10 protein-coding genes are annotated in these 12,171 nt (G+C 64.6%); 6 read left to right on the top strand and 4 right to left on the bottom strand.

From position 1 onward, the window contains the following. Positions 1 to 53: 53 nt before the first annotated feature. Both HBA99_RS04060 and HBA99_RS04065 read left to right on the top strand, forming a co-directional pair. Positions 54 to 1,277 carry a bifunctional glycosyltransferase family 2/GtrA family protein gene (locus tag HBA99_RS04060; protein ID WP_078321631.1) on the top strand — a complete coding sequence of 408 codons (1,224 nt, stop codon included), beginning with the start codon at positions 54 to 56 and terminating at the stop codon, positions 1,275 to 1,277. Continuing rightward, on the top strand, positions 1,277 to 3,145 hold the full coding sequence (locus tag HBA99_RS04065; protein ID WP_078321724.1) for a glycosyltransferase family 39 protein: 1,869 nt from the start codon (positions 1,277 to 1,279) through the stop codon (positions 3,143 to 3,145). Before HBA99_RS04060 ends, HBA99_RS04065 begins: the two co-directional genes overlap by 1 nt. Positions 3,146 to 3,246: 101 nt before the next feature. Here HBA99_RS04065 and serC read toward each other — a convergent pair whose 3' ends face one another. Next, complete coding sequence (gene serC, locus HBA99_RS04070) at positions 3,247 to 4,362, bottom strand: phosphoserine transaminase (protein ID WP_070951542.1); 1,116 nt, start codon at positions 4,360 to 4,362, stop codon at positions 3,247 to 3,249. A gap of 200 nt (positions 4,363 to 4,562) precedes the next feature. On the opposite strand from serC, the gene HBA99_RS04075 reads away from it, so the two are divergent. Then, positions 4,563 to 5,618: an AurF N-oxygenase family protein gene (locus HBA99_RS04075; protein ID WP_057968325.1), complete on the top strand. Its 1,056-nt coding sequence runs from the start codon at positions 4,563 to 4,565 to the stop codon at positions 5,616 to 5,618. Then, positions 5,618 to 7,300 carry an FAD-dependent oxidoreductase gene (locus HBA99_RS04080; protein ID WP_057968324.1) on the top strand — a complete coding sequence of 561 codons (1,683 nt, stop codon included), beginning with the start codon at positions 5,618 to 5,620 and terminating at the stop codon, positions 7,298 to 7,300. Before HBA99_RS04075 ends, HBA99_RS04080 begins: the two co-directional genes overlap by 1 nt. Before the next feature lie 3 nt (positions 7,301 to 7,303). On the opposite strand, the gene HBA99_RS04085 is transcribed toward HBA99_RS04080, so the two are convergent. After that, a complete protein-coding gene (locus tag HBA99_RS04085; protein ID WP_057968323.1) occupies positions 7,304 to 7,771 on the bottom strand; it encodes a VOC family protein in 468 nt (155 codons plus the stop codon). A gap of 46 nt (positions 7,772 to 7,817) precedes the next feature. Next, positions 7,818 to 8,954, bottom strand: a complete 1,137-nt coding sequence (locus tag HBA99_RS04090) for a citrate synthase 2 (RefSeq protein WP_070923775.1) — start codon at positions 8,952 to 8,954, stop codon at positions 7,818 to 7,820. A gap of 110 nt (positions 8,955 to 9,064) precedes the next feature. On the opposite strand from HBA99_RS04090, the gene pdxH reads away from it, so the two are divergent. Further along, the gene (pdxH, locus tag HBA99_RS04095) at positions 9,065 to 9,712 is read left to right on the top strand and encodes a pyridoxamine 5'-phosphate oxidase (protein ID WP_057968322.1); all 648 of its coding nucleotides are present in this window, start codon (positions 9,065 to 9,067) and stop codon (positions 9,710 to 9,712) included. A 3-nt stretch (positions 9,713 to 9,715) separates the two neighbouring features. Further along, entirely contained in the window at positions 9,716 to 10,369 is a 654-nt protein-coding gene (locus HBA99_RS04100; RefSeq protein ID WP_057966588.1) for a GAP family protein, read from the top strand. Between the two features lie 24 nt (positions 10,370 to 10,393). On the opposite strand, the gene HBA99_RS04105 is transcribed toward HBA99_RS04100, so the two are convergent. Further along, positions 10,394 to 12,163: an AMP-binding protein gene (locus HBA99_RS04105; protein WP_081347629.1), complete on the bottom strand. Its 1,770-nt coding sequence runs from the start codon at positions 12,161 to 12,163 to the stop codon at positions 10,394 to 10,396. Between the last annotated feature and the right edge of the window lie 8 nt (positions 12,164 to 12,171).

Genomic DNA, 12,171 nt, shown 5'->3' on the forward strand with positions numbered 1-12,171 from the left:
ACTCACAGTGGCAACCCAGTTGTGTCAGAGCGGGGGGCACCATTGTCACTCTTGTGACCAGTGTGATGCAGCCGATCGACACCGCGACGGCACCGACCGCAGTACTCGCGTCGACCCTCGACATCGTGATCCCCGTTTACAACGAGGAGAACGACCTGGAGCGGTGCGTTCGCCGACTGCACGCGTTCCTTGCCAACGAGGTTCCGTACACGGCTCGCATCACCATCGCCGACAACGCCAGTACCGATGGCACCCTGCAGATCGCGCACCGGCTGGCGGCCGAACTCGACCATGTCGACGTGCTGCATCTGGAGGAGAAGGGACGGGGACGGGCGCTGGCCGCGGCGTGGCTGTCCTCGGACGCGGAGGTTGTGGCGTACTGCGATGTGGATCTGTCCACCGACCTCAACGCACTGATGCCGCTTGTCGCACCCCTGATCTCGGGACACTCGGATGTCGCCTACGGGTCCCGGCTCAACCGCAATTCGCGGGTGGTACGCGGGCCCAAGCGCGAATTCATCTCACGCACCTACAACCTGATTCTGCATGCCTCGCTGCAGGTCCGGTTCTCCGATGCCCAGTGCGGATTCAAGGCGATCCGCGCCGACGTGGCGCGCCAGCTGCTCCCGTTGGTCGAGGACAAGGAATGGTTCTTCGACACCGAACTGCTGGTGTTGGCCGAGCGGGTTGGCCTGCGCATCCACGAGGTGCCGGTTGACTGGGTGGATGACCCGGACAGCCGTGTCGACATCGTCGACACTGTCCGCAAGGACCTGCTGGGCATCTGGCGACTGGGCCGGGCCCTCATGCTCGGCACCCTGCCGCTGGAAGAGCTACGTCACAGCCTCGGGCGTGAACCCCTCGTCGAGGGCGTGCCTGCCGGCATGGTCGGTCAGTTGGTCCGGTTCGGAATCATCGGTGTGGCAAGCACATTGGCTTATGCCTTGCTATTCCTGGTCTTGCACGGAGCGGTGGGGGATCAGGCCGCCAATTTCCTGGCGCTGCTCATCACCGCGGTGCTCAACACCTCGGCCAACAGGTTCTTCACCTTCGGCGTGCGGGGTCGGCGCGACGCGGCCAAGCATCAGTTCCAGGGGCTTGTCATCTTCGGCATCGGGTTGGCCCTCACCAGCGGATCTCTGGTGGCCATGCACCACCTTGTCCCCGACGCCTCCAAGCATCTGTTGCTGATCGTGCTGACCGTGGCCAACCTCGTTGCCACCCTCGTTCGGTTCGTCGGATTGCGGTGGGTGTTCCGAAGCGCGAGCATCCGCTAGTGCGGGAACAGTCCCGGGAGCGGATCAGCGTTGCTCTCCTGCTGATCGGCACCGCGGCGGCATATCTGGTCAATCTCGGCTCCAACGGCTGGGCCAACTCCTTTTATTCTGCTGCGGTGCAGGCGGGTTCGGTCTCGTGGAAGGCCGCGTTCTTCGGATCGTCGGATGCCGCCAACTCGATTACTGTCGACAAACCGCCGGCCTCGCTATGGCTCATGGAACTGTCCGCGCGCATCTTCGGGCTCAGTAGTTGGAGCATCCTGGTGCCCCAGGTGCTTTTGGGCGTGGCATCGGTCGGGCTGTTGTACGTGACCGTTCGCCGGTATTTCGGCCATGGGACGGGTCTGCTGGCCGGTCTGGTGCTTGCGGTGACGCCGGTCGCGGTCCTGATGTTCCGCTTCAACAACCCGGACGCGCTGTTGGTCTTTCTGATGATCGCCGCGGTATGGGCGATGATGCGCGGTATCGAGGATGGCCGCACTCGCTGGCTGCTTCTGGTCGGCGCGCTGGTCGGATTCGGCTTCCTCACCAAGCAGCTGCAGGTGCTGCTCGTCATCCCGCCCATCGCGCTGACGTATGTGATCGCCGCGCCGGTGGGTGTGGGGAAGCGGTTGGCGCAGCTTGCCGGATCGGCTGCCGCGGCGGTAGTTTCGGCAGGCTGGTGGATTGTCACCGTGGAGCTGTGGCCCCCGGGCTCGCGCCCGTGGATTGGCGGATCGCCCGATAACTCGATTCTGGAGCTCACCCTCGGCTACAACGGGTTGGGTCGGCTCAACGGCAACGAGAAGGGCAGCGCGTCCGGTCCGCGTGACGAGATGTACGGCTTCGGTGGCCATTTCGGGAGCGAACCGGGGTTCGGCAGGTTGTTCCAACCGGCGCTCGGCGGGCAGATCGCCTGGCTGCTCCCGACGGCGGTGGCCCTGGCGGTGTTGGGTTTGGTCTTGCTGCGCAAGGACTCCCGAACGGACACACGCCGCGCGGTGCTGATCGTTTTCGGGTTGTGGGTGCTCACCACCGGCACCGTCTTCAGCTACATGCAAGGAATCTTCCACCCCTACTACTCGGTGGCGCTGTCGCCTGCGGTCGCCGCACTTGTGGGGGCGGGTTCGCTCATCGCCTGGCGAGAGCGTGAACGATCTTGGGTGCGTTGGTCTTTGGTGGCCGCGCTATTGCTCACGGTGGTGATGGCCTGGATCTTGCTGGGGCGTTCCCCGGAGTTTGTGCCCTGGCTGCGCTGGGTGATTCTGATCCTGGGGCTCGTCGCTGTCGTCGGCCTGGTCCTGAACAGGTATCCCAAGGCTGTCGCCGCCGCCGCGCTCATCGTGGCGTTGGCCGGTCCGGTCGCATACTCGGTCCAGACCATCGCGACGCCACATAGTGGTGCGCTTCCCTCGGCCGGGCCCGAGGTCAAGGGCGGCGGATTCCCCGACTTCCCGGATATGCCCGGGCGAGAGCATCGTCCGGAATTCGAGGCCGGCCCGAAACGTGGCGGAGGTCTGCTCGATGGCAGTGATCCGGGCCCCAAGATTGTTGCCGCGCTGGAGGCCAACGCTGACCGCTACACCTGGGTGGCTGCTGCCGTCGGCTCCAACAAGGCGTCGGGCTATCAGCTGGCCACGGGCCGTCCGGTGATGCCCATCGGTGGATTCAACGGGACCGACCCGTCACCGACGCTGGCGCAGTTTCAGCAATACGTGGCCGACGGGCAGATCCATTACTTCATCGATGGGGAGGGCGGCGGCCATGGTGGCGAGGGATTCAGCCCCCCGGGCAGTGAGACCTCGAAAGCCATCCAGGAGTGGGTGCAGCACACGTTCGCCAAACAGACCATCGACGACGTCGATGTCTACGACCTCACGGATCACTAGCACCCGGTCGAGTGGGAACCTGACGCGTCGAGTGGGAACCTGACGCGGTTTTTGTGGTGTTTTTCCTCGTCAGGTTCCCACTCGGGGCGTAAGGCGTTGAATCAGAGACGCTCGACGACCCAGTCGATGCACTGCGTCAGCTGCGAGATGTCCTCGGGGTCGATGGCCGCGAACATCGCCACCCGCAGTTGGTTGCGGCCCAGCTTGCGATACGGCTCGGTGTCCACCACGCCATTGGCGCGCAACACCTTCGCAACGGCGGCCGCGTCCACGTCGTCGTTGAAGTCGATGGTGCCCACCACCTGTGAGCGCTGCGCCGGGTCCGCCACGAATGGTGTGGTGAACGACGTCGCTTCGGCCCAGGAGTACAGCCGCGATGCCGAATCGGCGGTCCGCTTGGTGGCCCAATCCAGACCGCCATTGCTCAGCAGCCAGTCGATCTGATCGGCCAGCAGCAGCAGCGTGCCGATGGCCGGCGTGTTGTAGGTCTGGTTCTTGAGGCTGTTCTCCACGGCGATCGGCAGCGACAGGATGTCGGGCACCCAACGTCCGCTGCCACCGATCTCCTCCACCCGCTCCAGGGCGGCCGGGCTCATGAGTGAGAGCCACAGTCCGCCGTCGCCGGCGAAGTTCTTCTGTGGCGCGAAGTAGTACGCGTCTACTTCCGACAGATCCACCGGCAGCCCACCGGCGCCGGAGGTGGCGTCGATGAGCACCAGCGCATTCTCGGAACCCGCGGGACGCTGGACCGGAACCATGACACCGGTCGAGGTCTCGTTGTGTGCCCAGGCGATCACGTCAGCGGACGGATCCGAGACCGGAGCGGGAGCACTGCCCGCATCGGCGACCACCTTGATCGGGTCACCGACGAACGGGTTCTTGGCCACGCAGGAGGCGAACTTGGCGCTGAACTCGCCGAAGGTCAGGTGCAGCGACTTCTCGCGGATCAGGCCGAACGCGGCAGCGTCCCAGAACAACGTCGAACCGCCGTTGCCGAGGATTACCTCGTAGCCCTCGGGGGCCTTGAACAGCTCTTTGAGGCCCTCGCGGACGCGACCGACGAGGTTTCTGACGGGTGCTTGCCGATGCGACGTGCCAAAGAGGGCGGCTCCGGCGTCCACGAGCGATTGCAGCTGTTCGGGACGAACTTTGGAGGGGCCGCAGCCGAAACGTCCGTCGGCGGGCAGGAGGTCAGCGGGGATGGTCAATTCAGCCACGGCTACCAGCCTAAACGGTGGCCCATTGAGACCTGCCTCACACAAAACAAAGCCCGCAGAGAACGTCACATGGGACGTTTCGTCCCAAACCTAGATTGGGCCTTCCCGCCCTGTTTACACTCGCCCAGAGCTTGTAGACTTTCAAGTAGCCCCAGAACGTAAAAGTTTGCAGGTCCGTTACTTAATCAAAGGAGATAGGCATGTCCCTCCGCGAGAAGTTGCGCGCGAAGAAGGAAGTGCGTGGCGACGCTAAGTACGTCCAGGTGCTGGAGACCCTGTCGCACGGATCGACGAACCGGAACTTCGATCCGTTTATCGACATCGACTGGGACTCGCCCGAGTACGCCGTCGTCCCCAATGACACCCGCTGGGTGCTCCCGCATCGCACGGATCCGCTCGGCCGGCACCCCTGGTACCAGGCGCAACCGCTGGAGAAGCAGATCGAGATCGGCATGTGGCGCCAGGCCAACGTCGCCAAGGTGGGTCTGCACTTCGAGAGCATCCTGATCCGTGGCCTGATCCAGTACGCCTTCAGTGTGCCCAATGGCTCCCCAGAGTTCCGCTACCTCAACCACGAGTCCATCGAAGAGTGCAACCACACCCTGATGTTCCAGGAGATGGTGAACCGCCTCGGTGTCGACGTGCCGGGTATGCCGCGTCTGCTGCGCTGGCTGTCCCCGTTCATTCCGCTGGCTTCCACTGTCGCACCCGAGACCTTCTTCATCGGTGTGCTTGCCGGGGAAGAGCCCATCGACCACACCCAAAAGAACGTGCTGCGCGAGGGCGACAATCTGCACCCGATCATGCGCCGCGTCATGGAGATCCATGTCGCCGAGGAGGCCCGCCACATCTCGTTCGCGCATGAGTACCTGCACAAGCGCGTCCCGGCCATGCACTGGTTCAACCGGTTTGTGCTGTCCATCAGCACCCCGATCATCATGCGTGTCCTGATGGGCGCCATCATGACGCCGCCGCGCAGCTTCGCCCGGAAGTTCGACATCCCGCAGGACGTGATGAAGGAGATCTTCTGGAAGAGCCCTGCCTCGCGCCAGACGATGAGCGAGGTCTTCTCCGACGTCCGGATGCTGTGCCGCGAGGTTGGCATGATGAACCCCATCGCCAAGCTGGTGTGGCGGGTGTTGCACATCGATGGCCGTGCAGCCCGCTACCGCAGTGAGCCGCAGCGTGGCCCGCTGGTGAACTACTCGGCTCCCGAAGCCGCAGTGGCTGATTCACACAGCGCTGTTCCCGCCTGATGCCGCACGTAGTTACCCAGGCGTGCTGTAACGAGGGCTCCTGCGTTTACGCATGCCCGGTGAACTGCATCCATCCCACGCCGGATGAGCCTGATTTCCTCAAGGCGGAGATGCTGCACATCGATGCATCGGCATGCGTCGACTGCGGTGCCTGCGTTGCGGCGTGCCCGGTCGATGCCATCAAGCCGGACTCGGTGCTCAAGGAAGAGCAGTTGCCCTTCCTGCGGATCAACTCCGAGTTCTATCCGCGCGAAATCCCCCGCGCCAGCTTGGCTCCGGTCATTCAGGCGCCGCCCGTCCGCTCCAGCGGGCGCGGACTGAAGGTGGCCATCGTCGGCTCCGGCCCCGCGGCCATGTACGCCGCCGACGAACTGTTGACCCAGCCGAACGTGAAGGTCAGCATGTTCGAGAGGTTGCCTGCCCCTTACGGTTTGGTGCGTGCCGGGGTGGCCCCCGATCACCAGCAGACCAAGCGGGTGACCAAGCTGTTCGACACGATGGCCGCGCAGCCCAACTTCGAGTTCTTCCTGAACGTCGAGGTAGGCAAGGACGTCAGCCATGACGAACTGCTGGCGCATCACCATGCGGTGATCTACTCCGTTGGAGCGTCCTCCGATCGGCGCCTGGATATCCCGGGGATCGCACTGCCGGGTAGCGCCACCGCCACCGAGGTTGTCGCGTGGATCAACGCCCACCCCGACTACACCGACTTCCGGGTTGATCTCGATCACGAACGTGCCGTCGTGATCGGTAACGGGAACGTGGCCCTGGACGTAGCGCGTGTGCTCACCGGGAGCACCGACCGCCTCGCACGTACGGATATCTCGGATACCGCACTGACCGCGTTGCGCAGCAGCGCACTGCGTGAGGTGGTCATCGTCGGGCGCCGTGGGCCGGAACACTCCGCGTTCACGCTGCCTGAGCTGCTTGGTCTCGTGGGGTTGCCCGATATGACGGTGGTGATCGACGACGAAACGGCCAAGCTGGTCGACGAGGCGCTGCAGACGCATCTGGAGCCGCTGACCCGCCAGAAGCTGGAGGTGCTGAGCACCTGCCCGCGCGAGGCGCGGGAGCCGGGCGGTAAGACCATTCGTTTCGCCTACAACCGCACTCCCGTCAAGGTCTTGGGGGAGGGGCGCGTGACGGGCATCGAGTTCCAGCACGGCGACGCCGTCGACACCATCGATGCGGGACTGGTGCTCACCTCGATCGGTTACCGCGGCGTGCCGATGCCTGATGTGCCGTTCGACGATCAGCGTGCGGTGATCCCGAATGAGCAGGGGCGCGTGACGGATCCGGCCACAGGCAAGGCGCATCCCGGAACCTATGTGGCGGGATGGATCAAGCGCGGTCCGACCGGATTCATCGGGACCAACAAGTCCTGCTCGCAGCAGACCGTTACCTCGCTGGTAGAGGATTACAACAACGGATTGCTCGCCGATCCCGTGCAACGGCTGTCAGGCTTGTCCAAGCTGATCCAGCGGCGCCAGCCCACGATTGTCGATCACGATGGCTGGCTGGCGATCGACCGTGCGGAGATTGCGCGCGGCAAGGGCGAAGGCCGTCCGCGTGACAAGTTCGTCTCGGTGCCGGAAATGCTTCGCGTGGCCGCGAACGCCCCACAACCACCGTTGTGGCGCAAGGCAATCCGCGGATCGGCGTTGGAAGAACTGCTCCGGTAGGGCCTACTCGCCGCCGCCGGCGACGTACTTCTTGAGGTCTTCGGGGTTGACGATCTTCACCGGTTGGCCCAATGACCACAGGTGCCCGAACGGGTCCTTGATGACGCCGAAGCGGTCGCCCCAGAACTGGTCTTCGAGTGGCATCTCGATGCTCGCTCCGGCGTCGACGGCACGGCTGAACCAGTGGTCGACATTGGGCACCGTGAGGTGGATGGTGACCGGGGTGCCGCCGAGGGCGGTGGGCGTGCTGGATTTGCCGTCGTTGTACTCGGGAAAATCGTCATTCATCATGATGGTCGTGCCGTTGATCTTGACGGCGGCGTGCATCACCTTGCCGTCGGGAGTCTCCAGTAGTCCGAGCTCTTCGGCACCAAAGGCCTTCTTATAGAACTCGATCGCCGCGCGCGAATCCTCGACGATGATGTAGGGCGAGACGGAGGGTTCTACTGGGGGGAGGTCGGGAGGGGTCATAGGCCCCACCCAACCACCTCCCGCGTAGTGACGCCAGAAGTTCAGGTTATGCGTCTACCCGAGAGCGCAGCAGCCCGAACCCTTCCACGGACTCGATCGGACGCGGCCCGGGCCCGACATACAGTGCGGCCGGTCGCACCAGCTTGTCGAGACGCTTCTGCTCCAGGATGTGCGCGCTCCAGCCCGCGGTGCGGGCACAGGTGAACATCGCCGGCATCATGCGGGTCGGCACCTGCGCGAAGTCGAGTATGACCGCTGCCCAGAACTCGACATTGGTCTCGATGACACGGTCGGGACGACGTTCGCGCAGCTCGGTGAGGGCGGCCTGCTCAACGGCGGCGGCCACCTCGTAGCGAGTGGCGTCGAGGCGCTTGGCGGTGCTGCGCAGCACGCGCGCCCGCGGATCCTCGGCCCGGTACACCCGGTGACCGAAGCCCATGAGCTTCTCGCGGCGATCCAGGATGCCCTTGATGACGCCGCGGGCGTCGCCGGTCTTTTCCGCCTGCTCGATCATGGGCAGTACGCGGGCGGGTGCGCCGCCGTGCAGCGGACCGCTCATCGCGCCCACCGCACCGGAGAGGGCGGCCGCCACATCGGCGCCGGTGGAGGCGATGACCCGGGCGGTGAAGGTTGAGGCGTTCATACCGTGTTCGGCGGCAGACACCCAGTAGGCGTCGATTGCCTCGACGTGCTTGGGATCGGGATCGCCCTGCCAGCGAGTCATGAAACGTTCTGTCACGGTGGAGCATTCATCGATCAGGCGTTGGGGTACGGCGGGTTCGGCGTTGCCTCGTGCGGACTGGGCGACGTACGAAAGCGCCATCACCGAGGCGCGGGCCAGCTGATTTCGCGCGACTGATTCCTCGGTGTCCAGCAGCGGCTCAAAGCCCCAGATGGGAGCGAGCATGGCCAGCCCGGCCTGCACGTCCACGCGGACGTCCCCGGTGTGAACCGGGATGGGAAAGGGCTCGGCCGGTGGCAGGCCCTGGCCGAACTTACCGTCGACCAACAGTGCCCATACGTCACCGAAGGTCACCCGCTGGGTGACCAGATCCTCGATGTCGACACCGCGGTAGCGCAGGGCTCCGCCGTCCTTATCGGGCTCGGCGATTTCGGTGGCGAAGGCCGTCACGCCCTCCAGTCCAGGTGCGAAATCCGCTGGTAGCGGCGCTGCAACCGTCATGATTCTCGACTCCCTACCTGTGGGTAACAACTCGGTAAAGGCGATTCTTGCACCTGCAAATAAGGGTGATTCTTAGTCACCTTGATCTCTCTTAGACGCTCGCCTGTAGCGTGATTTTCGTGACCGAATGGCTGCGCTCGGACTACCGTCCCGGAGAAAAGGACGGCAGTGGCGATCTGGATGTCGATTGGCTGGCCGACGGCTGGCTTCCCTTGTTGCGCAAATGGTTTGACCTTGCGGTGTCCTCGGGTATCCCCGAACCGAATGCGATGGTGCTTGCCACTGTCGATGGCGGCCGGCCCGTGACGCGCACGGTGCTGTGCAAGGGGCTCGACTCCGCGGGTGTGACGTTCTTCTCAAACTATGACTCCGCCAAGGGGCGCCAACTCCAGCAAGCGCCCTACGCGAGCGTCACCTTTCCCTGGTACGCGCTGGGGCGGCAGGTCCACGTGCGTGGCGCGGTGACCAAGGTCGATCCGGCCCAGACCGCCAACTACTGGACCAACCGTCCGCGCGGATCGCAGCTGGGGGCCTGGGCCTCACAGCAGTCGGCGCCCATCGAATCGCGAGCGGCACTGTTGGCTCAGCTTGATGACGTCACTGCTCGGTTCGCCGATGTGGAGACGGTGCCGGTGCCCCCGCAGTGGGGTGGCTACGTGATCGCTCCGGAGACGGTGGAGTTCTGGCAGGGCCGTGAGAACCGCGTGCACAACCGGATTGTTTTGCAAGACGGGCGGATTGAGCGGCTGCAGCCCTGACATATGTGGATCACATTGCTGGTGATGGCCCTTGCCGTCAGCTTCGAACCGTTCCGGCTGGGCATGACGGTGCTGATGCTGAATCGGCCGCGCCCACAGCTGCAGCTGCTGGCGTTTCTGTGTGGTGGGTTCGTCATGGGGACGACAGTGGGGCTCGTGGTGCTGTTCACCTTCCGGCACGTGTCGACTGGATCGGCGCAGTTCACGTTGCCGCGGGTGCAGATCGGCATCGGGGTGGCGGCACTGCTCGTCGCCGCGTTACTGGCGTCTCGGGTGCGGGGTCCATCGTCAAATGCGCAGTTGGACAAGGTCACCGGGCGTATTCAGTCCATCGCGACGGGCGGATCGCTGTGGGTGGCATTGGTTGCCGGGCTGGGAATCGCCCTGCCCTCGGTTGATTTTCTGGCCGCGCTGGCCGTGATCGTGGCCTCGGGCACCCCGGCGGCCACGCAGGTCACCGCCCTGCTGATGTTCAACATCATCGCCTTCGCGCTGATCGAGGTTCCGCTACTGGCCCATGTTGTGGCGCCGGAGCGCACGGCTGAGGTGATGGCGAGGCTCAACAGCTGGATACAGTCCAACCGTCGCCGCAACATCGCGCTAGTGCTGGCCGTGGTCGGATGTGTGCTGCTCGCCGTCGGGTTAGCCGCGATCTGACGGCATTCGCCAGTCGCGTCGGGGTCAGGAAACCCCTACGCGGGTGTCCGAGTCCAGTCGGGTGAACTCGTCCTGGAGATACTGCTCGACGCAGGCCGCGCGCCGGATTTTGCCGCTCGTCGTGGTGGGAAGTGACCCGGCCGGCACGAGCACAAGGTCTCCGACATTCACGCCGTGCGCGTTGGCTATCGCCGAGGTGACCTCGCTCTTGATCTCATGGAGCCAGTGCGCCACCGACTCGTCAGAATCTGCGCGCTTCTTGAGCTCGATGACGGTCACCAGCTTCTCGGTGCTGTCGAACGGCACCGATATCGCCGCGACTCGACCGCGCGTGATCTCTTGAACCGTCGCCTCGATGTCTTCGGGGTAGTAGTTACGCCCGCGGATGATCAGTAGGTCCTTGATGCGGCCGACGATGAACAGCTCGCCGTCGGAGATGAACCCGAGGTCACCGGTTCTCAGCCAGGGGCCTTCTGGAGTACCGGGCGACGGCTCGGTCACCTTCGCGCCGAAGCACCGCTGCTCCTCGGGTGACTTGCGCCAGTAGCCGGAGGCGACATTCTCGCCGTGCACCCAGATCTCGCCGACCACATCCGGTGCGCACTCCCGGTGTGTGTCACTGTCGATGATCCGCACCGTGGGGGATTGCGGCACATGGTATTTGACCAGCGCCGTGCCGGTCCCGGCCGGGCAGCGCCGCACGCGCCCCGCAGACAGCTCTTCGACGTCGAAATGAGCAGCAGGCTCGGTCTCGCTCCAGGTGCCCGAGGCCACGAAGACGGTGGCCTCCGCCAGCCCATAGGACGGGCGCATCATGTGGTCCTGGAAGTTGAAGTGCGCGAACCGATCGACGAAGCGCCGCAAGGTGGCCTGCTCGACGCGCTCGGCACCGCTGATGATGCCGAGAACTCCGCCCAGATCGAGCCCGGCCAGGTCGGCATCGGTCGTCTTGCGGGCCGCCAAATCAAAGGCGAAGTTGGGTGCCGAGGACCACGCGTGTGGGTTCTTGGCCAGTGCTCGCACCCACCGCGAAGGGCTTTCCAAGAATGCGATCGGGCTGGTCAAGTCGGCGTGGTAGCCGCCCAGGATCGGGGCGCAGACACCCAGCACCAGACCCATGTCGTGATAGAAGGGCAACCAGGACACGATGGTGGCATCCGCCGGAATCCTGGAACCGGTGTCCACGAAGAAGCTGCGCATCAACTGTTCGAAATTCGACTGAAGGTTGCGGTGGGACAGCACGACGCCGGTGGGTGTTCGGGTCGAACCCGAGCTGTACTGCAGGTACGCGATGTCCGGTACGTCGGCCGGAACGGTGCTCGGCCCGCCGTCGATGTCGAGCCGCAGCGTGTCGATCTCGATGATCTTGGGGGCGATCTCGAGGCGCGACTGGTCGACATAGTCGCCCACATCTGAGGCAACCGCCGAGGTCGTGAGAACCACCGAGGGCGAGGTGTCATCGAAGACGGCACTCACCCGGTCAAGGCTCGAACCGCGGTGTGGCAGCGGGAGCGGCACAGCGATCAGCCCGGCTTGCATGGACCCCAGGAAGGCCAGGATGTACTCGAGGCTTTGTGGAGCCAGGATGAGCGCCCTGTCGCCGGCCGCCGCGTGCTGGCCGAGTTCGCGAGCCACGTTGAAGGTGCGACGCGACAACTGTGACCAGGTGAGGCTTTCGGCGACGCCCGTTGGGCTGTGGCTGTAGTCGGTAAAGGTGAACGCGATGTCATCCGGGCGCAGGCTCGCCCGGCCGTGCAGCATCGACAGGATGGATGACTGGGTTGAAGGTGTCATGGTGTCAC

It is taken from the genome of Mycobacteroides chelonae (assembly GCF_016767715.1).
In the GTDB taxonomy this organism is placed as follows: domain Bacteria; phylum Actinomycetota; class Actinomycetes; order Mycobacteriales; family Mycobacteriaceae; genus Mycobacterium; species Mycobacterium gwanakae.